This is a genomic window from Nocardia sp. NPDC051911, from assembly GCF_040681035.1.
In the GTDB taxonomy this organism is placed as follows: domain Bacteria; phylum Actinomycetota; class Actinomycetes; order Mycobacteriales; family Mycobacteriaceae; genus Nocardia; species Nocardia sichangensis.
Window position 1 is genome coordinate 78540 of the sequence record NZ_JBFAXY010000002.1, and the last position, 24672, is coordinate 103211.

The 24672-nt window shown below is 71.6% G+C and carries 2 protein-coding genes (1 of these 2 cut by a window edge); both read right to left on the reverse strand.

Going from position 1 to position 24672, the window contains the following annotated elements:
* Positions 1-6674 carry the start of a non-ribosomal peptide synthase/polyketide synthase gene (locus AB0L97_RS03420; RefSeq protein ID WP_364424920.1) on the reverse strand. 18775 nt of this gene lie to the left of the window's left edge, so only the first 6674 of its 25449 coding nucleotides appear in the window; it begins with the start codon at positions 6672-6674; the stop codon falls past the left edge of the window.
* Complete coding sequence (locus tag AB0L97_RS03425) at positions 6674-24463, reverse strand: non-ribosomal peptide synthase/polyketide synthase (RefSeq protein ID WP_364424922.1); 17790 nt, start codon at positions 24461-24463, stop codon at positions 6674-6676. The genes AB0L97_RS03420 and AB0L97_RS03425 overlap by 1 nt, the downstream gene beginning before the upstream one ends.
* Positions 24464-24672 lie beyond the last annotated feature (209 nt).

The following is a 24672-nucleotide window of genomic DNA, read 5'->3' on the forward strand; positions in this document are numbered from 1 at the left end:
CGTTCGGCGTCCGAAAGCAGTTCGATGTCACCGATCCGCGCACCGGCGTCGACCGCGACGGCGGCGAGCATCCGCTGGAAGCGGTCGGCGAACGACTCGACGGTCGCGGCGTCGAACAGATCGGTCGCGTAGCGCAGGGTGCCCGACAGTCCCGCCGAATCCGCGCGCTCCGCCACCACCAGGTGCAGGTCGAATTTCGCTCCGTTGTCGGGGATCTCGACCGGGTGCACCGACAGCCACGGCACCTCCATGGCTTTCCCGCCGAATGCGGGCGTCGCGGTCTCGAAGCTGAACATCACCTGGAACAGCGGATGCGCGCCCGCGGAGCGATCCACCGCCATGACGTCCACCAGGCGCTCGAATGGCAGGTCGGCGTTGGCGAACGCGGCCAGATCGGCCTCGCGCACCTCGCTCAGCAGCGCGGCGAACGAGGCGTCGGCGGCTACTCGGGTGCGCAACGCCAGGGTGTTGACGAACATGCCGACGAGTGCGTCCAGCGCCAGCTCCCCGCGTCCGCCGACGGGCGAGCCGATCACGATGTCGGCGCTGCCGCTCAACCGGGCCAGGGTGGCGGCGAAGGCCGCGTGCAGCGTCATGAACAACGTCGCGCCGCCGCGCCGGGCCAGCGCGCGCAAGCCGGCGACGACCTCGGGCTCGATCACGAAATCGACGCCCGCTCCCTCGTGCGAGGGGATCGCGGGCCGTGGATGATCGACCGGGAGGGGCAGTTGCGCCGGCGCGCCGGTCAGCACGTCGCGCCAGAAGCGCAGCTGCTGGTAGGCGAGATCACCGGGGACGTCCTCGGCGCCGAGCAGGTCCCGATGCCAGAGGCTGTAGTCGGCGTACTGCACCGCCAGCGGCTCCCAGTCCGGCCGCCGCCCGGTCAGGCGCGCGAGGTAGGCCCCGACCAGGTCGGTGACCAGCGGGACCATCGACAAGGCGTCGGCGGCGATGTGGTGCACGACGAACACCAGCACGTATTCGTCGCCGGTGACGCCGCGCGCCTCGTCGACCCGCTCCACCGCGAGCAGCGCGACCCGGCAGGGCAACTCGGCGGTCACGTCGAACCCGGCGCCGACGATGCCTGCCACGGCATCCTCCAGTGCGGAGCGGTCGATCGGCACCGGATGCAGGCTCAGGCCGATGTCGGTGGCGTCGCGAACGGATTGGCAGGGGCCGTCGTCGGTTTCGGGGAAGGTGGTGCGCAGCGTCTCGTGCCGGGCGAGCACGTCGAGTACGGCGCGCTCCAGCGCCGTCACGTCGAGGCGGCCGGTCAGCCGCAGCACGATCGGCAGGTTGTAGACGCTGTCGGCGCCGTCCTGGCTCTCGACGCGGTTGAGGAACCACAGGCGCTGCTGCGCGGGCGAGAGCGGCACCCGCTCGGGCCGTGGACGGCGGACCAGTGGGAGTCGCGGCGCCCCTGCGGCGCCGAGCCGCTCGACGGCGGCGGCGAAGCCCTCCACCGTGGGCGCGTCGAACAGCGCGCGCACCGGAACGCGTACTCCCATCGCCTCACCCGTGCGGGCGCTGACCTGGGTGGCGTCCAGCGAGCTGCCGCCGAGAGCGAAGAAATCGTCGTCCAGCCCGGCCCGCTCGACCCGCAGCACCTCCGCGACCACCGCGGCGACCAGACGTTGCGCGGCGCTCACCGGCGGACGGAAGCGCTCGGCCGCGAGCACCGGGATCGGCAGGGCGGCGCGATCGAGCTTGCCGCTGGTGTTGCGGGGGAATTCGTTCAGCTCGACCACTGCGGTCGGCACCAAGTAGCTGGGAAGACGCTGAGCGACACACGATTTCACCGCGTCGAGATCGAGCGTCGCGCCGGGCGCTGCGATCACGTAGCCCGCCAGGAACTCCCCCGCCGGTCCGGTGACCAGCCGCGCCGCGGCCTGGCCGACCCCGGCCGCCGCCAGCAGCGCTGTCTCGATTTCGGCGAGTTCGACGCGCCGACCGCGGAACTTCACCTGGAAGTCGCTGCGGCCCAGATAGATCAGCTCGCCGTCGCGGCTCCAGCGCACCAGGTCGCCGGTGCGGTACATGCGGGCGCCCGGCGCACCGAAGGGATTGGCGACGAAACGATCGGCGGTGAGGTCGACGCGGCCGTGGTAGCCGCGCGCCAGCTGCGCTCCCGCCAGGTACAGCTCGCCCCGCACGCCGATCGGCGCGGGCCGCAACCGTCCGTCCAACACGTAGACCTGCGAGTTCCACTCCGGCTCGCCGATCGGCACTTGCGGCGAGTTCACCTCGGTGACCTCGCGGTTGGTGATGGACACCGCCGCCTCGGTGGGGCCGTAGAGGTTGTGCAGGCCCGCGTCGCACACCTGCCTGAAGGCGGCGACGGTCTCCGGCGGCAGCGCCTCGCCGATGATGAACACGTCGCGCAGCGAGTCGAGTTCGCCCGGCGCGGCGTGCGCGGCGAACACCGCGAGCATCGATGGCACGAAGTCGGTGAGCGTGACGCCATGGCGTGCGACGGTCTCGGCGAGATAGCGCGGATCGCGATGTCCGTCCGGTGCGGCCAGCAGCATGGTCGCGCCCGCTCGTAGCGGTAGGAAGTAGCCCCATAGCGAGACGTCGAAGGTGCTCGCGGTCTTCTGCAGGTAGACATCGCCGGTGCGCGGACGGTACTCCGCGTGCATCCAGGCCAGCTGGTTGGCGATGGCCTGATGACTGACCGCCACGCCCTTCGGCTTTCCGGTGGACCCGGAAGTGAAGATCACGTAGGCGGGATGCTGCGGGTGCAGCGCGCCGTGGCGTTCGCGGTCGCCGATCTTGCCGGAGGGGTAGGCGGAGAGATCGAGTTCATCCAGGTGATACACCGGAACGGAAACCTGCGCGGCGGCGTCGAAACCGCTATCGCTCGTGGTCAGGACGGCATGCGGTCGCGCGGTGTCGAGGATGTGGCCGATGCGTTCGGCGGGATGTCCTGGGTCCACCGGGACGTACGCGCCGCCCGCCCGCGCCACCGCGTACATGGCGACGACCAGTTCCACCGAGCGCGGCAGGGCCAGCACGACCAGCGCTTCCGGACCGACGCCGAGCCCGATCAGCATCCTCGCCAGCCGGTCGGCGCGGTCGGACAGCTCGGCGTAGGTCAGCCGCTCGCCGTCGGTGACCACCGCGACGGCATCCGGGGTACGGCGCACCTGCGCGTCGAAACCCTCGTGCAGGAACCGATCGGGCACTCGGTGCCCGCTGGCGTTCCAGCTCGCGGTGACATAGTCCAGCTCGCCCGCGTCGAGCAGCGGGAGATCCCCGACCGGTGCGTCCGGGTCGTCCACCGCCGCGCGCAACAGCCGGACGAACTTCGCGGCGAACTCCCGCACCGTCGCGGCGTCGAACAGGTCGGTGGCGTAGGTGAATTCGGCGCGGTAGCTGTCGGCGGCTTCGGACACCGTGAGCTGGAGGTCGAACTTCGCGAAACCGGAGTCGAAGTCGACCTGCTCGGTGTCGAGACCGGGCATGGTCAGCGCGATCGGCCCGATGTTCTGCATGAACAGCGCGACCTGGAACAGCGGATGCCTGGCGGCCGAACGCGGCGGGTTCAGCGCCTCCACCAACTGCTCGAACGGGATGTCGGCGTGCGCGAAGGCGCGCAGGTCGCGGTCGGCGGCGTGCGCCACCAAGTCGGCGAAACCGCTCGCGGCGTCCACTTCGGTGCGCAGCACGAGGGTGTTGACGAACATGCCGACCACGTCGTCGAGTACGGCCTCGCCCCGGCCCGCGACCGGTGTGCCGATAGCGATGTCCTGGGTGCCGGACAACCGGGCCAGCAGGGCGGCCAGCGCCGCGTGCAGCACCATGAACGGCGTCGCGCGAACGCGCGCGGCGATCGCCTCGACGGCGGAGCGCAGCGCGGCGTCGACGGCGAACTCGTAGGTGGCGCCCTGGTACGAGGGCGCGGCCGGACGCGGCCGATCGGCGGGCAGATCCAATTGCGCTGGCAGCTCGGCCAACTCGGCGCGCCAGAAGGCGAGCTGGCGCGCCGCCACGGAATCCGCGTCGGTCTCCGCACCGAGGACCCGTTGCTGCCACAGCGCGTAGTCCGCGTACTGCACGGCCAGCGGAGTCCACCCCGGCCCGCGACCGTCGCGCCGCGCGGCATAGGCCGTGGCCAGGTCGCGCATCAGGGGCACGAGCGAGACGCCGTCGGCCGCGATGTGGTGGACGACGAGCACGAGCGTGTGGTCCTCGGGTTCGCAGCGCAGCAGGCGCACCCGCACCGGGATCTCCTCCGCCACGTCGAAGCCCTGGCTCGCCGCCCGGCGGATCGCCGCGGCCAACCGCTCCCGCGGCACTTCGGCGGGCGTCAGGTCGAACACCGCGTGTACGCGTCGCACCGATTGCGCAGGCCCGTCGGCGGTCTGCGGATACACGGTGCGCAGCACTTCGTGCCTGGCCACCAGATCGGTGACCGCCGCCGACAGCGCGGCGACGTCCAGCGGGCCGCGCAGGCGCAGCGCCACCGGGATGTTGTCCACGGCGGCGGCGCCCAGCTCGCGGGCCTGATCGGTGTCGGCGCCGAATCGGTTGAGGAACCACATGCGTCGCTGCGCGGGCGAGAGCGGAACATGCTCCGGGCGCGGACCGGCCACCAGCGGCGGACGCGCCGCGGCCGGGCGCGCCGACGCGACCACCGCGGCCGCGGTGGGACGAGCGAAGAAATCGCGCACGTCCACGGTCGCGCCGATGGCCGCGGCGATCCGGGCGATGGCTCGGGTGGCGAGCAGCGAATTGCCGCCCAGCGCGAAGAAGTCGTCGTCCGCGCCCACGCGCGGCACGTCCAGCAGTTCGGCGAAAATCGCGGCGACCGCCGTCTCCGCCTCGGTCTCCGGCGCCCGATAAGCCGTCGTCCCGGAATCGAATTTCGGCTCAGGAAGCGCTCTGCGGTCCAGCTTGCCGTTGGCGTTCAACGGCATCGCCGCCAGCGCGACGAGCAGCGTCGGCACCATGTACTCGGGCAGCTCGCGGCGGACGGAGTCCAGTACCTCGGCGGTCTCGACAGCGTCGCCGACCACGTAGCCGACCAGATGATCGCCGCTCGCGTGCCGGTGCAGCACCACCGCGGCCTGGGTGACGCGCGGGTGGCGCAGCAGCGCCGCCTCGATTTCGCCCAGTTCGATCCGCAGGCCGCGCAACTTCACCTGGAAGTCCGTGCGGCCCAGATACTCCAGCTCCTCCGGCCCGCCCTCCACCCCGGGCGCCCAGCGCACCAGGTCGCCGGTGCGGTACATCCGCTCCCCGGCCGGTCCCTCGGGGTTCGCCACGAATCGCTCGGCGGTCAGGCCTGGCCGGGCGACATAACCGCGGGCCAATTGCACGCCTGCCAGGTACAGCTCGCCGACGACGCCGCGCGCCACCGGACGCAGGCTGTCGTCGAGCACCAGCAACTCGGTGTCGTCGGCGGCGACGCCGATCGGCACGCCCGCCACGTCCGCGCCGGTTACCTCGTGCGCGGTCACGTCGACCGCCGCCTCGGTGGGCCCGTACAGGTTGTGCAGCGTCGCCCCGCAGACGTCGCGGAAGGACGCGGCGGTGGCGGCCGCAAGCGCCTCACCCGAGGCGAAGACCAGCCGCAGCGAGTCCACCGCGACCGACTCGGCGACGAAGACCGCGAGCATGGACGGCACGAAATGCGCCACCGTGACCCCGTTTTCGGCGATCGCACGCGCCAAGTACGCCGGGTCCCGATGACCGTACGGCTCCGCGACGACCAGCCGGGCGCCGACCTGCAACGGCCAGAAGAACTCCCACACCGACACGTCGAAGGTGAACGGCGTCTTCTGCAACACCACGTCGTCGGCACACAGCCGGTACATCCGTTGCCGCCACCGCAGATTCGCCACGATCGCGCGGTGCGACACGGCGACGCCCTTCGGCCTGCCGGTCGAGCCGGACGTGAAGATCACGTAGGCGAGGTCGTCGGCCGACCGGGCGACCGCGGGAGCTTCCGGCGTGGGCGAGCCCACGAATTCGTCGATCCGCAGCGTCGCGACCGCACCGCCGAAGTCGGGCTCGTCACGCGTGGTGGTCAGCACGAGCACCGGCTCGGCGACCGCGAGCACGTAGCCGATGCGGTCGGCCGGATGGTCCGGGTCGATCGGCAGGTACGCGCCGCCCGCCTGCAGGATCGCGTACATGCCGACCAGCAGGTCGATCGAGCGCCGCACGGCCAAGCCCACCAGCGAGTTCCGCCGCACGCCGAGTTCGACCAAGTGGTGGGCCAGCGCGTTGACTCGGCCGTCGAATTCGGCGTAGGTGAGGGTGATTCCCGCGTATTCGACGGCGATCGCGTCCGGAGTCCGCCACACCTGCTCCTCGAACAGGCTCACCAATGTCTCGACGGGCGCGGTGGTGGTCGCCGGAAGGTCGGGCGCGGCCGCGAGCGCGTCGACGAGCAGTGCGTCCAGCACCGCGCCGAGCGCGCCGTCACCGGATTCCAGCAGCGCGGGCAGTCGACCGGAGACCACCACCGGAACCAGCGCCTCCGCGCCCACCCCCGCGCCCATGGCTTCGGACAGGGCCGCGAGTTCGTCGGCCAGCGCCGCGTAGGTGACGGTAAGCTCTCCGTGCCGCAACGCCACGCGCTGCGGGTCCAGCCCGGCAACAGTCGCGATGAGACCGGGCAGGTCGTCGATGCCGTAGCCGCGGCGCACGGCGTCTGCGTGGGTCATCAGCGGTTTCCTTCCGAATCGAGGGCCGCCGCCGAGTCGGCGAGCAGCGCCTCGGCGGTGGCGGGCAGGGTCCGCAGCAAGGCCGCCAGACCGCTGCCGCCGAGTGCGGCGAGCAGGCCGGGAACCAACCCGGCGAGCGAGACATGGATCAGGGCTTCGGGTTTGGCCGCCGGGCCCATCGCCTTCGCGACGGACGCGAGCTTCGCGTCGAGCTCGCCGAAGGAGACCAACCGATCGCCGTGCTCGAACGCGGTGGCGGCGGGGACGGCCCGGGCCGCCCGGGCGATCAGCGCGGGCAGGTCCGCCGCCGACGCGGTGGGCCGGGGCAGCCGTTCGGCCGCGGAACGGATGTCGATCGCGCGAAGGGCTACCGCCGGATCCGCGGACACCGCCTCCAGCACCCGCAGCAAGCGGTCACCGAACGCGTGCGCCGTCGGTTCGTCGAAGAGGTCGGTCGCGTAGCCGACGCGCAGCTCCATACCGGCGCGCGCACCGTCGGCGGCGAACTGCTCCAGCACGGTCACCTGGAGGTCGAACTTCGCCTCCGCCGACGTCAGGTCGATCGCCTCGACCGCGAGGCCGGGCAGTTCCACCTCCGCCCGCGGCAAGTTCTGGAAGGTGAGCAGTACTTGGCACAGCGGTGCGTACGAGCCGGAACGGGTGACGCCCAGCGCCTCGACCACCTGATCGAACGGGACGTCGGCGTGCGAGAACGCCGCCAGATCCCGCCGGGTGACCTGGCGCAGCAGCTCGCCGAAACTCGCACGGGGATCGACCTCGGTGCGCAACGCCACGGTGTTGACGAACATGCCGACCAGCTCATCCAGCTCGCGGACACCGCGCCCGGCGACCGGCACGCCGACCGTGACGTCCGCCGCGCCGGACAGTTTCGCCAGCAGCACCGCGAGCGCGCTGTGCACCAGGGTGAACAGTGTGCCGCCGTGTTCGCGGGCCAGTCGCTCCAGGCGTACGGTGCGCTCGGCGTCGATCTCCCGGGTAACGCTTGCCCCCTTCATGCTTCGCCTGGCCGGTCGCGGTCGATCGGTGGGTAGGGCGAGCAGTTCCGGCGCACCGGTCAATTCGGTGCGCCAGAAGGCGAGTTGGCGCGCCAGCAGGCTGTCGGGGTCCGCGCCGTCGCCGAGCAGCTCGTGCTGCCAGGCGCTGTAGTCGCGGTAACGGATCGCGGGCGGGGCCGAGTCCGGCGCGTGTCCGGTGGATCTGGCCAGGTAGGCGCGCACCAGATCGGCGGTCAACGGCGCGATCGAGTATCCATCCGCACCGATGTGGTGCAGCACGACCACCAAGACGTGTTCGTCGGCGGCGGGGGTGAACAGGGCGGCACGCACCGGCGGCGCGGAAGCGAGATCGAAGGCGGGGGCCACGAATTCCGCGATCCGCCTGTCCATTTCCGCTCGGCCCACCGGAATCGGTGTCAGATCGACCGGCGACGCGAGCACCACCTCCTGGACCGGTCCGTCCTCGGTGTCCGGGTACCTGGTGCGCAGCGTCTCGTGCCGGTCGAGCACATCGCCGAGCGCCGCCGCCAGCGCCGCCACATCCAGCCGGCCGCGCAGCCGCAGCGCCGTGGGAATGTGATAGGCCGACGAGTCCGGTGCGAGCCGGTCGAGCACCCAGATGCGCTGCTGCGCGGGCGCGAGCGGCACCGGCCCGGCATCGGCGCGACGGACCAAAGCGGGCCGGGCCACGCCGCGCTCGGTGGCCGCGATGCGTTCTGCGAGTGCGGCGGGCGTCGGGGCTTCGAACACCGCGGCCACCGCGACATGGCCGCCGAGTGCCGCGCCGAGCCGGGCCGCGAGCCGGGTGGCCATCAGGGAGTTGCCGCCCCTGGCGAAGAAGTCGTCGTCGACGCTCACCGCGTCCACGCCGACGACCTCTGCGAACGCGTCCGCGACCAGGCGCTCCAACGCACCGGACGGCGCGCGGAAGGCCGCCTCGGCGAACGGCGGCTCGGGCAGCGCCGAACGATCGATCTTGCCGTTGGCCGTGAGCGGCAGCGCCGCCAGCACGACGACGGCGGCAGGCGTCATGTATCCGGGCAGTCGCGCGGCCACAACGGCGCGCAGCGACACGGCCAGGTCGGCGTACGCGACCGGATCCGCCTCCGGCACTGCGGCATACGTGATGAGCCGTGTTCCCGCGCGGTCGTCGGCCTTCGCCACCGCGACGGCCGCGGCCACCCCGGGTTGCCGCAGCAGCGCGGCCTCCACCTCGCCGAGTTCGATGCGGAAGCCGCCGATCTGCACCTGGAAGTCGGCGCGCTCGAGGTATTCCAGGGTGCCGTCGGGACGCCAGCGCACGATGTCGCCGGTGCGGTACATCCGCTCGCCGGCCGCCGCACCGAGTTCCACCGCGAACGGATCGGCCACGAAGCGGTCGGCGGTCAGCGCCGGACGGCGCTGATAGCCGCGCGCCAGCTGCGCTCCCGCGAGGTACAGCTCGCCGGGCACTCCGATCGGCGCGGGCCGCAACCGCCCGTCCAGCACGTAGACCCGGCTGTTCCAGGCGGGCGACCCGATCGGGACGGTGTGCTCCGGCTGAGTGTCGAGCGCGAACGCGGTGATCGACACCGCCGCCTCCGTGGGGCCGTAGAGGTTGTCCAGCGCGGTCGTGCCGCTATGGCGGCACAGGAAGTCCACGGCCGTGGCCGACGGCAGCGCCTCGCCGATGGCCAGCACGTGGCGCAGCGTTTCCGGCAGCGCGCCACCCGGCTCGGCCGCCAGCAGCATGCCGATCAGGGCGGGCACCGCGTGCAGCACGGTGACGCCGTGGCGGCGCAGCAGCGCGCGCAGCAGGTCCGGGTCACGTTCGGCGCCGGGCGCGGTGACGATCAGCGACCCGCCGGTGATCAGCGCGGACCAGAACTCCCACACCGACAGATCGAAGGTCGCGGGCGTCTTCAGCAGCACCCGATCGTTCGCGCCGAGGCCGAATCTGTCCGCCAGCCAGGCGAGTTGGTTGACGATCGCGGCGTGCGGAACCGTCACGCCCTTGGGCACGCCCGTGGAGCCGGAGGTGAAGACGACGTACGCCGGATGCTCGGGACGCAGCGGACCGATCCGGTCCGCGTCGGTGATCGGCGTCGCGGCGAGCCCGGCGACGTCGAGCCGATCGATTTCCATGACAACGCAGTCGGTTTCGAACGGGAACCCGTCGCGCGAGGTGGTCAGGACCACGACCGGCGCCGCGGTGGCCACGATGTGGGCGATCCGCTCGGCCGGATGGTCCGGATCGATGGGCACATAGGCGCCGCCCGCCCGCACCACGGCGTACATCGCGACGACCAGTTCGAGCGAGCGGCGCATCGCCAGCACGACCGTCGACTCCGGTCCGACACCGGACGCGATGAGCCTGCGCGCCAACCGGTTCACCCGCCCGTCGAACTCGGCGTAGCGCAGCTCTTCGCCGGTCGCCGCGTCCACCAGCGCGACCGCGCCTGGGCTGCGCGCGGTCTGCGCGTCGATCAGATCCGCCAGCGTGGCCCGCGGGACCGGCCGCCGGGTCCGGTTCCATTCGGCGAGCACCTGCGATCGGTCGGTCCCGAGCAGCTCGATGTCACCCACCGGCAGTTCCGGCCGCGCCGCGATCGTTTCCAGCACCCGGCGCAGTTGGGCGGTGAACCGGAACGCGGTCGCGCGCTCGAACAGATCGGTGGCGTAGCCGAGGGACAGCTCGATGCCGTCGGGCGCGCCCTCGGCGTCGTAGGCGTCCACCGCGAACAGGTGCAGGTCGAATTGCGCTACGCCGTTGTCGAACTCGAATTCGCGAATCTCGAGTTCGGGCAGCCGCAGCTGTCCGCGCTCATGGTTCTGGAACGAGTAGCCGACCTGGAACAGCGGGTGGCGTGCGGTGGAGCGCACCGGGTTGAGCACTTCCACCAGACGTTCGAACGGCACGGTCGCGTGTTCCAGCGCCGCCAAGTCGGCGGCCCGCGCCCGGGCCAGCAGTCCGGCGAACGATTCGCCGCCGTCGACACCGACGCGCAGGACGAGAGTGTTGACGAACATCCCGATGACGTCGTCCAGTTCGGCGGCGCCGCGTCCGGCCACCGGCGTGCCGATCGCGATGTCTCCTGCGCCCGACCACCGCGCGAGCAGCACGGCGAACGCGGTGTGCACCACCATGAACAGCGTCGCGCCATGCCGTCGGCCGAGGGCGGCCAGATCCGCGTGCAGCCGCGCGCCGATCGTGAGCGGAACCTTGTCCCCGCGCAGGGTCTGCCTCGCGGGGCGGGGGCGGTCGGTCGGCAGCGCCAGCTGATCCGGCAGTCCGGCGAGTGTCCGGGTCCAGAAACGGATCTCGCGGGCCGCCACCGATTCGGCGTCGTCCTCGGCGCCGAGCAAATCGCGTTGCCACAGTGCGTAATCGGCGTACTGCACGGTCAGCGGTGTCCAGTCCGGCGCGGCGCCACCACGGCGCGCGGTGTAGGCGACCATCAGGTCCCGTACGAACGGCGCGATGGACGAGCCGTCGGCGGCGATGTGGTGCAGCACCGCGGCGAGCACGAACTCCGGCCGCGCGCCCGTGCCGACCACGCGGAACAACCTCATCCGCACCGGAATCTCGGCGGTGACGTCGAAGGTCGTCTCCGCCAGTTCCCTGACCCGCTGTGGTAGTTCGTCTTCCGGGACATCGATCGGCCGCAGCGCCGGAACGGTGGCGGGTTCGACGAGTTGCACCGGTTCGCCGTCGATCTCCGGATAGCGAGTGCGCAGCGCCTCGTGCCGGGCGACCACGTCACCGAGCGCGGCGCGCAACGCGGGCACGTCCAGCCGACCGGACAGCCGCAGGGCCACCGGGATGTTGTAGGCGGTGGAGGACCGGTCGAACCGATTGAGGAACCACATGCGCTGCTGCGCGGGCGAGAGCGGGACCCGCTCCGGGCGCGGCGCCGCCACCAGCGCGGGCAGGGCGCCTCCCATGGCCACCGCGCTTGCCGCCGCCGCGAGGTCCGCGACCCTGGGAGCTTCGAACAGCGCGCGCACACCGACCGTCCGGCCCAGCGCCGCGCCGATCCTGCTGACCGCTTTCGCGGCCAACAGGGAGCTGCCGCCGAGCGCGAAGAAATCGTCGTCGGCGCCGACGGCGCGCTCCGCGCCCAGCACTTCGGCGAACACCTCCGCCACGACCCGTTCGCTCGGCGTGGACGGCGCCCGGTAGGTGGTCGATTCGAACCGTGGCGCGGGCAGCGCGGCGCGGTCCAGCTTCCCGTTGACCGTCAACGGGATGCGCGGCAGCGGGACGATCGCGGCGGGCACCATGTGCTCGGGCAGGCGATACACCAGGGCTTGTCGTAGCGCGGCGCTGTCGACGGAGTCGTCCGCGACGACCGCGTACGCGACGATGCGCGGTTCGTCCACCAGATCGGTGCGCACCACCGCGGCCACTTCCCGGACCGCTTCGGACGCCTCGAGCAGCGCGGCCTCGATCTCACCGAGCTCGACGCGGAAGCCGCGCAGGTTCACCTGCTGGTCCGCGCGCCCGAGATACTCCAGCTCGCCGTCGGCGGTCCAGCGGGCCAGATCGCCGGAGCGGTAGGTGAGCGCTCCGTCGCCCGCGTACGGGTCCGCGACGAAGCGGCCCGCGGTCAGGGCGGGACGGTGCAAGTAGCCGCGCGCCAATTGGCCGCCGGAGACGTAGATCTCGCCGGGCACGCCGACCGGGACCGGCCGCAACCGGTCGTCGAGCAGGCGGACGGTCAGTCCGGGCAACCCCGCGCCGATCACGCCGGTCGAACCGGTGTGCCCGTCGATCTCCCGATAGGACACGTGCACCGTGGTCTCGGTGATGCCGTACATGTTCACCAGGCGCGGCGCGTCCGGGTAGCGGGCGAACCAACCACCGAGGCGCTGCGGCTCCAGCGCCTCGCCGCCGAAGACGACGACCCGCAACGCGAACGCGGCGGGTTCCGGCTCGGCCAGATCGGCGGCGACGAGCTGATAGAACGCCGACGGGGTCTGGTTGAGCACGGTGACCCGCTCGGCGATCAGCAGCTCACGGAACTGCCGCGGCGAGCGCGAGGTGTAGTAGTCGACCACCACCACCGTCGCGCCGGACAGCAGCGGTCCCCACATTTCCCAGACCGAGAAGTCGAAGGCGTAGGAGTGGAACAGGGTCCACACGTCCGCCGAGCCGAAGCCGAAGCGCCGCCGCGTGTTGTCCAGCAGCCGCAGCACGTTGCGATGCGGCACCACGACGCCTTTGGGCCTGCCGGTGGAACCGGAAGTGTAGATGACGTAGGCAACGTGACCGGAGCGCAGCGGGGCGCGCCGATCCACATCGGTGACCGGCTCGCCGCCGAACTCGACGAGGTTCGGTGCGGCGACGTCGATCACCGGTCCGCCGAACCAGCCGCGCGGCAACTCGGTGGCGGCCCCCGCGATCGCGCAGATCGGCCGGGCATCGTCCAGGACGTATTCGATCCGGTCGTCCGGGTAGGCCGGATCGATCGGCAGGTATCCGCCGCCCGCTTTGAGCACCGCGAGCAGGGCGACCACCAGTTCCGCCGAGCGGGGCAGCGCGACGGCCACCAGTGTTTCCGGCCCGACGCCCGCGGCGATCAGCCGCCGCGCCAGCCGGTTGGACCAGTCGTCGAGTTCGGCATATGCCAGCGACCGTGCCCCGTCGCGCACCGCGACGGCGGCCGGGTCCAGCGCGGCGGCCCGCGCGAAACGCTCGGCCACACTGCCGGTGGCGTCCGCGACGTCGGGGCCGCCGACCGGCCACTCGTACAAAGCGCGATGCTGCTCCTCGGCGCTGAGCAACTGGATGTCGCCCACGACCACCGTGGGATCGGCGGCGATGGCGGCGAGCACCTGGGTGAACCGCCTGCCGAGAACGGCGACCGACGGCGCGTCGAAAAGGTCGGTGGCATAGCGGATCTCGATCTGCATGCCGTCGGCGCGCCCGTCCGGGTCGTTCGATTCGAGCACGGTGAACTGGAGGTCGAACTCGGCCACCGGCGCGTCGAACTCCTGCGCGCGCACCCGTAGATCGGGCAGCTCGAGCTCGGGCAAGGCGAAGTTCTGGAAGGTCAGCGCCACCTGGAAGAGCGGATGACGGTTGCGCGCGCGGGTCGGAGCGAGCATCTCGACGAGCCGCTCGAACGGCGCGTCGGCGTGCGAGAGCGCGTCGAGGTCCTGGTCGCGCACCGCGTCCAGCACGGTCTCGAACCTGGCTCTGGAGTCGACGGCGGTGCGCAGCACCAGCGTGTTCACGAACATGCCGACGAGCCGGTCCAGCGCCGCGTCACCGCGTCCGGCGACCGGGGTGCCGATCGCGATGTCCGCGCCGCCCGACAGCCGGGCCAGCAGTACCGCCAAGGCCGCGTGCACCGTGCTGAACAGCGTGGTCTCGCGTTTGCGCGCCAGCTCGCCCAGCTCGCTGTGCAGGTCGGAATCGATCCGCAAGCGGTACGTCGCACCGCGATGGGAGGAGATCGCCGGACGGGGACGGTCGGTGGGCAGTTCGAGTTGCTCCGGCAGGCCGTCCAGGGCGCCGCGCCAGTAGTCGAGTTGCCGCCCGGCGTCGGCGAGATCGGCCTGCCAGAGCGTGTAGTCGGCGTACTGCACCGGCAGCGGATCCCACGCGGGCGCTGCCCCGGCCCGGCGCGCCGAGTAGGCGGTCATCAGATCCTCGGCCAGCGGACCGAGCGAGAAACCGTCCGCGGCGATGTGGTGCAGCACCAGGGCGAGCGCGTATTCCGCTTGTGGCGCACCGTCGATCGCGAACAGCGCTGCCCGCAGCGGTGTTTCGGTGGTCAGATCGAAAGGCGCTGCCGCCAGCTCCCGAAGCTGTTCCACCAGTGCGGTTTCGGCCACACGCGTGACCAGGAGGTCGGGCGCGGACTGCGGCAGGACCAGTTGTTCCGGCCCGTCCGAGCCGTCCGGGTAGACGGTCCGCAGGATCTCGTGCCGGGCCGCCACGTCGGCCAACGCCGTGGTCATCGCCGCGACGTCGAGCTCACCGGCGAGGCGCAGCGCGACCGGGATGTTGTCGATCGCGGCGGCGGGCCCGGCCTGCTCGTCGGCGTGGAAGCGGTTGACGAACCAGACGCGCTGCTGGGCCGCGGACAGCGGGACGCGCTCCGGCCGCGGGCGGGGGCGCAGCGGGACGCGACCGCCGTCGCCCCGATGCGTTTCGGCGCGAGCCGCCAACGCGGCGACCGTCGGTGCGTCGAACAGCGCCCGCACCGGAATCCGGGTGTCGAGCGCGGCGCCGAGCCGGGCCGCCACCCTGGCGGCGGTGAGCGAGTTGCCGCCGAGGGCGAAGAAATCGTCGTCCAGGCCCACCCGGTCGACGCCGAGCAGCTCGCCGAACGCCGCGGCGACGAGTTTCTGCACGGGCGTCGCGGGCGCGCGGAACCGCGCGGGCTCGATCGCGGGCGCCGGTAGCGCTCGGCGGTCCAGCTTGCCGGAGGCGTTGACCGGGAATTCGGGCAGCACGACGTATGCCGACGGGATCATATACGCCGGGAGACGCCGGGTGAGCGTCGCTTCGAGCGCACCGGGGTCGAGGTCCGCGCCGGACGCGGAGACCAGGTAGGCGACGAGCCGCTCGCCGGTCTCGGTGTCGTCGCGCAGGACCACGACCGCCTGAGCGACTTCCTCCAGACCCGTTAGCGCCGACTCGATCTCACCCAGCTCGATACGCAGACCACGCAGTTTCACCTGGAAGTCGGTGCGGCCCAAGTATTCGAGTTCACCGTCTTCGGTCCACGCCACCAAGTCACCCGTGCGATACATCCGCGCACCCGGCTCCCCATACGGGTTGGCGACAAACCGATCACTGGTCAGATCCGGACGCGCGACATAACCCCGCGCGAGCTGAACGCCCGCCAGATAAAGCTCACCCGCGACACCCACCGGCACCGGACGCAACCGCGCATCCAACACGAACACCTGCGTGTTGAACACCGGCGCACCAATCGGCACCGACTCGATATCGGCATCCACGACCTCGTGGAAAGTGACGTCGACCGCCGCCTCCGTCGGGCCGTACAAGTTGTGCAGGGACGCGCCGGTCAACTCACGCAACCGATGCGCAGGCTTGGGCGGCAACGCCTCACCCGAAGCGAACACCAGACGCAGCGAATCACACTGCGCGGCAGCCGCGTCAGCCACGAACACCGCCAGCATCGACGGCACGAAATGCGTGACCGTCACCTTCTCGGCGCTGATGATCTCGGCCAGGTAGGCCGGGTCGCGATGACCGTCCGGCTTCGCCACGACCAGGCGGGCACCGACCTGCAACGGCCAGAAGAACTCCCACACCGACACATCGAACGTCGCAGGCGTCTTTTGCAACACCACATCAGCCGAGGTCAACTGGTACGCGGTCTGCATCCACACCAGGCGATTGACGATCGCCGAATGCGAAACCGCCACACCCTTCGGACGACCCGTCGAACCCGACGTGAAGATCACATACGCCGCATTCGACGGTGCGAGCGTCCCGAGACGATCCTCGTCGGTCAGCGGTTCGCCGGAATAGTCCCCGGTATCGAACAGGTCGACGTCCAGCACCGCCCACATCCCGGTGGCCCGCCCGGACAGGTCGAGCCCGTCCGCGGAGCGGCTCAGCACGCACACCGGCCGCACCGTTCGCAGCATGTCGGCGATCCGCCCGGCCGGATGCTCCGGATCGATCGGAACGTAGACTCCCCCGGCCGCGAGCACCGCGTACAGGGCCACCACGAGATCGACCGACCGCCGCATGCCCACCGCCACCGGCTGGTCCGGCCGCACGCCGACGGACACCAGTAGCCTGGCCAGCCGGTGCACCCGGCTCGCGAACTCGGCGTAGCTGAGCGATGCACCGTCGAAGGTCACCGCGAGCGCCTCGGGCGTCCGCGCCGCCTGCGCCTCGAACAGCGACACGAGCGTCGCGGCCGGATCCACCGGGTGCACGGTGGCATTCCAGGTGCCCAGGATGCGGGCACGTTCCCCTGGGCTGAGCAGGTCGATCGCGCCGACGGGCACCCTCGGGTCGGCGGCCACCGCGTCGAGCACCCGGCGCAAACGCAGGGCGAACGACGCGACGGTAGCCGAATCGAACAGATCGGTCGCGTATTCGAAGACCGCGGCGAGACCGGAACCGTCCGCCGCCTCTGTCACCGACAGGTGCAGATCGAATTTCGCCGTCCCCGTGTCGATGTCGAGCCCGGAGACGGTCAGGCCGGGCAACTCGAGTTCGGTGCGCGCGGTGTTCTGCAAGTCCAGCATCACCTGGAACAGCGGATGCCTGGCCGCCGACCGCTCCGGCGCGAGCACTTCGACCAAACGCTCGAACGACGCGTCGGCGTGGGCGAAGGCGGCCAGGTCGCGCTCGCGCACCGCCGCGACCAGGCCGGTGAACGTCAACCCGGCCCGCACATCGGCGCGCAGCACGACGGTGTTGACGAACATGCCGACGAGCTCATCGAGCGCACGCTCGCCGCGACCGGCCACCGGGGTGCCGATCACGATGTCCTGCTGCCCGGTCAATCCGGCCAGCAGCGTGGCGAACGCCGCGTGCAGCACCATGAACAGCGAGGCGTTCGCGCTGTCCGCGATCTCGCGCAACCGGCGCCGCGTAGCGGCATCGATGGTGAAGACGTGGCGCGCGCCGCGACCCGACGCGACGGCCGGACGCGGCCGATCGGCGGGCAGCGTCATCACGTCCGGCAGACCGGCCAATTCGCCCCGCCAGAACCGGATCTGCTCGGCCAGCATCGCGTCCGGGTCGTCCTCGCAGCCGAGGACCTCCCGCTGCCACAACGCGTAGTCGGCGTAGTGGACGGACAGTGGCGTCCAGTCGGGTACGCCACCCGCACGGCGAGCGTCGTAGGCGCGCATGAGGTCCCGGGTGAGCGGTGCCAGCGACCAACCGTCGGCGCTGATGTGATGCAAAGCGACGACGAGCACGTGCTGCTCCGCGCCGAGGCGCAGCAGGGCGAGGCGCACCGGCGGCTCGCGATCGACCCGGAAGGGCGTGGCCACCAGTTCGCGAATCCGTTCCGTCAGCCGCCGCTCGTCGACCGATTCCGCGACCAGCTCGACCCGCGCCTCCTCGACCGGGAGCACCAGTTGATACGGAATACCCTCCGCCGCCGGGTAGACCGTGCGCAGCGACTCGTGCCTGGCGAGCACGTCGACCACCGAGTCCGCCAGCGCCGTCTGATCGAGCGCGCCGCGCAACCGGATGGCGGCGACCAGATTGTCCGCCACCGAGGCCGCGTCGAACTGGTTCAGGAACCACATGCGCTGCTGCGCGTAGGACAGCGGGATCAGTGTGGGGCGCGCCCCGGCGACCAGCGGCGCCCGTCTACGCGCCCGGCCGCCGGACAGGTGCGCGGCCAGCGCCGACACGGTCGGGAACTCGAACAGCGCCCGCACCGGCACCTCGGTGTCCAGCGCGTCCGCCAGGCGGGCCGCGATCTGCGTCGCGACCAGCGAATTCCCGCCCAGCGCGAAGAAATCGTCGTCCGAGCCGACCGGATCAATCCCCAGCACCTGCCCGAACACGTCGGCGACGGTCCGCTCCACCGGCGTGCAGGGCGCGCGGAAAGTCTTCGTGACCGGCACCGGGTCGGGCAGCGCCTTGCGGTCCAGCTTGCCCGACGGAGTCAGCGGCATCGCGGTCAGCGGGACGTACGCGGTGGGCACCATGTACGAGGGCAGCACCGGGCGCAGCCGCTGCTCCAGCTCCGCGGCAAGCCGATCGGGGGCGATCGCGCCGACCACGTAGGCGGCCAGCGTCTCGCCGGAGGGCTGCGCGACGATCCGCACCGCCGCCGCCCGCACGTCGTCCATGGCGAGCAAGGCGGCCTCGATCTCGCCGAGCTCGATCCGCTGCCCACGCAGCTTCACCTGGAAGTCGCCGCGGCCCAGGTACTCCAGCGCGCCGTCGCGGCGGCGGCGCACCAGATCCCCGGTCCGGTACATCCGGCTGCCCGCAGGCCCGTACGGGTCGGCGACGAAACGCTCCGCGGTCAGGTCGGCCCGGCCGAGGTAGCCGCGCGCCAGTTGCACGCCGGACAAGTACAACTCGCCGACCACGGCGTCCGGAACCGGTCGCAACCGTTCGTCCAGGACCATGGCACGGCTGCCCGGCACCGGACGCCCGATCGGCGCCGGACCGCTCGCGGCCGGGTCGACCGGGGCGTACGTGGCGTGCACGGTGAATTCGGTGGGCCCGTACAGGTTGTGCAGCTGCGCGGGGCTCACCGCGGCGAACGCGGCGGCGGCCTCACCGGTCATCGCCTCCCCCGCGACCAGCACGGTGCGCAGGGACGCGATCGCACCCGGCGCGCCGGCGTCGGCGAACACCGTGAGCATGGACGGAACGAAGGAGGTCATCGTCACCCGGTGCGCGGCGATGGTCGCGGCGAGATACCGGGGATCGCGGTGCCCGTCGTGGTCGGCGACCACGATCCGCGCGCCCCGGGTGAGCGGCGCGAACAGCTCCCACACCGACACGTCGAAGGTGGCGGGGGTCTTGAACAGCACGACGTCGTTCGCGTCGATCCGGTATTCGTCCGCGATCCACCTGACCTGATTGACCGCCGCGTCATGCTGCACCGCCACGCCTTTGGGACGGCCGGTCGAACCGGAGGTGAAGATGACGTACGCGGTACCGGAAGCGCGCAAGGGGGCGAGACGATGCGCATCGCCGACCGGCGCGGCGGAGTATTCGGCGACCTCAGGGGCGTCGGCCGTGAGCACCCGTGTCGCGGGTAGCTCCGCGAGCGCGCATCGATCGGCGAATTCCCCCGCCTCCGCCCGGGATCGGGTCAAGACGCACACCGGGCGGGCCGCGGCGATCACCTGCGCGATCCGGGCCGCCGGCTGGTCCGGGTCCACCGGCACGTACCCACTGCCCGCGGTCAGCACCGCGTACGCGGCCACCACGAGATCGACCGAACGCGGCATGCCGAGCACGACCAACCGCTCGGGCCCCACCCCCGCGGCGATCAGCCGACGCGCCAGCCGGTTGACCGCACCCGCGAACTCCGCGTAGGTCAGCCGCCGCTCGGCGTCTAGCACCGCGACCGCGTCGGGGGTGCGCCGCGCCTGTGCCTCGAAGGCGGTGAGCAACGTCTCCGCCGGGTCCTGTGCGCCCGCGACGGCCTGCCCCGCCGCGAGTGCGCGCGCTTGCTCGTCGCGGTCCAGGAGAGGCAGGTCGCGCACCGCGATCGCGGGATCGGCGGTGATCGCCCACAAGAAGCCGATCAGCCTGCCCGCGTAACCCGCGATGGTGGCTTCGTCGAAGAGATCGGTGGCGTAGGTGAATTCCGCGGGAACCCCCGCCGGTGCCGAACCTTCCCCGAGTCCGGCACCGGCGGCGTTCTCGGTGACCGTGAGCTGGAGATCCAGCTTGGTCACTCCGGTGTCCAGGGTACTGGTGGCGACCGACAGTTCGGGCAGTTCGAAAGCGATTGCCTCGGCGTTGTCGAAGGCGAGCAGCACTTGGAACAACGGGTGGCGCGCCTGCGAGCGCGGCGGATCCAGCGCCGCGACCACCCGCTCGAACGGCAGTTCGGCATGGCCGAAGGCGGCGAGGTCGTCCTCGCGTACCCGCGCCAGCAAGGCGGTGAAGGGCTCGGCGGCGTCCAACCGGGTGCGCAGTGCCAGGGTGTTGACGAACATGCCGATCAGGTCGTCGAGCGCGCGGTCGCCCCGACCTCCGACCGGGGTGCCGATCACGATGTCGTCGGCGCCGGACAGCCGCGCCAGCAGCGCGGCCAGTGCGGCGTGCGTCAGCATGAAGGTCGAAACGCCGTGCGCGCGGGCGAATTCGTTCATCCGGGCGACCAGTTCGCCGGGGAACTCGAAACCGAACACCGCGCCACGGCCGGAGGCGACCGCAGGGCGGGGCCGGTCGGCGGGCAGGTCGAGCTGGTCGGGCGCGCCCGCCAGCGCGTCGGTCCAGAACGACAGCCGATCGGCCGCGAACGAATCGTCCGAGGAGCCCAGCAACTCGTGCTGCCAGAGGCTGTAGTCGGCGTACTGAATCGGCAGCGGGGCCCATGCGGGCGCGCTGCCGCCGCGGCGCGCCCCGTACGCGGTCATCACGTCGCGGGCCAGCACGCGCAGCGACAGCCCGTCGGCGGCGACGTGGTGCAGGACCAGCGCGAGGGCGTGACTGCCGTCGTCCACCGCGAAGATCCGCGCCCGGATCGGGATCTCACGTTCCAGATCGAAGCCGCGGGCGGCGAACGCGCTCAGCCGCTCGTCGAGGTCGGCGGCGCCGATCGCCTCCGGCGCGGCGGCGATCGGCGCCACCGACAACACGACCTGCCGTGCCGCGATCCCCGCGCCGTCGGCGGGCAGGAGCGCGGGGAAGATCGTGCGCAGCACTTCGTGCCGGAGAACCAGGTCATCGAGCGCCTGCCGCAGCGCGGTGACGTCCACCGCCCCGCGCAGCCGCACCACGAAGGGCATGTTGTAGCTCGCGCCGGCGCGCTCGAACCGGTTGAGAAACCAGATGCGCTGCTGCGCCGGAGAGAGCGGAACCAGCGGCGGCCGTGGCCGTGCCCGCAGCTGCGCGACCAAGGACGCGCCGCCGGATCCACCGGCCCGCTCGACGAGCCCGGCGAGTTCGGCCACCGTGCAGGCGGCGAACACGTCGCGGACTCCGAGCGGGCAGTTCAGGTCGGCGGACAGCCGCGCGGCGACCTGCGTGGCCACCAAACTGTTTCCGCCGAGTGCGAAGAAGTCGTCGTCGCGACCGACCAGCTCGTTACCGAGCACTTCGGCGAACACCCGCGCGACCGCGAGTTCCACAGGGGTGGCGGGCGCGGTGTAGCCCGTCGAAGTTCTGCTCGGGGCAGGTAGAGCGGCGCGATCCAACTTTCCGGACGCGTTCACCGGCAATGTGTCGAGCACCACGTAGGCGGCGGGCACCATGTACCCGGGCAGCGCCTCGGCCGCCACGGCGCGCAGCCGCTCCTGCCGCACCGCGCCGGGCTCCGCCGCCACGACGTAGGCCACCAACTGCTCGCCGATCCCCGCGTCGTCGCGCACCACGACCACCGCGCGGGCCACCTCGTCCACCCCGGCGAGCACGGCCTCGATCTCGCCGAGTTCGATGCGCAGACCGCGCAGCTTCACCTGGAAGTCCGTACGGCCGAGATACTCCAGCTCGCCGTGCGTGGTCCATCGCACCAGGTCACCGGTGCGATACATCCGGTTCCCCGCCTGTGCGGGCCCGCCGAACGGATCGGCTACGAACCGCGCCGCGGTCAGTTCCGGTCGAGCCACATAGCCCCGGGCGAGCTGTACCCCCGACAGATACAGCTCACCCGGCGCCCCGACCGGCACCGGCCGAAGCCGCGAGTCGAGAACATGAAGCCTGGTGTTGAACACCGGCGCGCCGATCGGCACCGAGAGGGTATCGGTGTCGGCGACTTCGTGAAAGGTGACGTCGACCGCTGCTTCCGTCGGACCATACAGATTGTGCAGGCGAACGCCGGTCATGGCGCGCAGCCGCTGAGCGAGCGCGGCGGGCAGCGCCTCCCCGGAGGCGAACACCGTGCGCAGCGGCGTGCGGAACGCGACATGCTGATCGGCGAGGAACGCCGCAAGCATCGAAGGCACGAAATGTGCTGTGGTGACTCCGTATTCGTCGATGACCCGACGCAGATAAGCGGGATCGCGGTGCCCGTCCGGCTGGGCGAGCACCAGCGTCGCGCCGATCTGCAGCGGCCAGAAGAATTCCCACACCGACACGTCGAACGTGGCCGGAGTCTTCTGCAGCACAACGTCTTGCGCCGATAGTCGGTAGGTCTGCTGCATCCACACCAACCGGTTGACGATCGCGCGGTGGGTGATGGCGACGCCCTTGGGCAGACCGGTCGATCCGGAGGTGAAGATCACATACGCCGGATGCTCCGGTCGCAAGGCCGCGACTCGTTCCCGGTCCCAGATCGGCCCCGCCCCGACCGTCTCGTCGGCTCGGTCCACCCGCACCACCGGCAGACCGGACAGCTCCGGCGGCCGCTCGTCCCCGACGATCAGCACGCAGGCCGGACGGGCCGTGGCCAGGATGTGCGCGGTGCGCTCGGGCGGGTGATCCGGATCCAGCGGCAGATAGGCGCCGCCCGCGGCGAGCACCGCGTACATCGCGACGACCAGCTCCGGCGAGCGCGGCAGGCGCAGCGCCACCAGCGTTTCGGGCCCGACGCCGAGCGCGATCAGCGTGCGGGCGAGCCGATTGGCGCGCGCGGCGAGGTCCCGGTAGGTCAGGTCCGGCGCACCGGCGGCCCGCAGCGCCACCGCGCTCGGCGTGCGGGCCGCCTGCGCCTCGAACATCGACACCAGCGTCGCCACGGGAGCGAAGGCCGCGGAGCGACCCGGCAGCTGCGCTTCCACGTCGAAACCCGTCTCGTTCCAGATCCGGGTGCTGACCTCGAGTTCCAGCTCGGTCGCGACGTCCACGGCGGCGAGCGCGGTGTCCGGCTCGGTGGCGACCAGGCGCTCCAGATAGCGGAGGAACCGGGCGTGCTGCCTGGCGACGTCGTCGGCGGTGTACAGGTGCGGATTGGCCTCGAAGTCGACGTGCACCCGGTCCCGGTCGCCGTAGTAGACGTTGAGACTCAGGTCCTCGACCGGACCGGTGGACAACACGTGGTACCGCCCCACGGTGGCGCCGAGGGTGAGATCGCTGCGGAACAGCATGATGTTGGCCAGCGGACCGAACAGCCCGCGGCGCGCCGGACCGGCGGCGCGCTCGGTGTCGCGCTGGATGTCCTCGTGACGGTAGCGCTGGTGGCGCAGCGCCCCCGCGACCTCGACGCGGGTGGCGCGCAGCAACGCGCCCCAGCTGCCGTCGACCGGCAACCGCAGCGGCACGATGTTCGACAGCATGCCGGCCGAGCGCCGCAGCGGCGCGGTGGTGCGCGCGGTCACCGGCAGGCTCAGCACCGCCTCGTCCCGGTCGGTCAGTCGTGCCAGGTAGGCGGCGAACGCCGCGAGCAGCACCACGGCGAGCGTCGAATCCTGGCTCGCGGCAAGCGCGTTCATCCGTTCGACGAGTTCCGGCGTGAGCGCTCTCCCGGCGATCAGGTTGGTCGCGCCACGGGGTGCGGAGCGACCGGCGAGGCTGGTCGCGCCGTCCAGCCCGGCCACCCGCCCGGCCCAGTGCGCGCGATCGGACTCGAACCGGGGGCTGCTCCGGTAGGCGAGTTCGGCCTGCGTCAACGAGGCGAGCGTCCCCGGCCGCACGGCCTCGGGTTCGGTGCCGAGCATCCGCGCGGTGTACCGCTCGGCCACCCGCATGGTGTTGGTGAGCGCGCCGTAGCCGTCCAGCACGATGTGATGAGCCCGCAGGTACCAGAAGTACCGTCGCTCGGCGACGCGCAATAGGGCGCCCGCGAACAGCCGGTCGGTGCGCAGGTCGACCGGCGCGCTCGCGTCCGCGCGCATCCAGGCGTGCGCCGCGGCCACCGGGTCGGTCTGGTCGCGCAGGTCGATCAGCGGAATGTCGACCGAGAGGCCGAAGTCGACGTACTGGTGCGGGACGCCGCCGGATTCCCCCAGCCGCACCAGCACCGACTCGTACTCGCGCGCCGCCTCCACCGAGACCTCTTGCAGCAGAACGGCATCCAACTCGCCGTGCACGTCCACGTACTGCGCGACGTTGATCGGCGCGTCCGGGTCGAGCAGCTGCGCGTACCAGACGCCGAGCTGCGCGGGCGCCAGAGCGAACGGTTCGGGTGCGATCCGGGACGACTCCGGCTCGACGGAACGCGGCGGCAACGCGCTGGCCCCACCCAACTCCGTATCGTGCACCAGAGCCTCCTACTCGGCGGAACAACGGCTGTCCGAACGCTTTCGAGCAGCACGAACAAGCCGCTGCACCCGGCTGCCCAGCCCGGGCGCATGGCGTCGACCACCACGTGCGATTCGATGAGAGCGCGAGCGGTGCTCGGGCACGCTCGCGCGGAAAGCCGCCAATCCTCCAACGTCATCGCCGTGGAGCGGGCGCCACGGCTATGTCA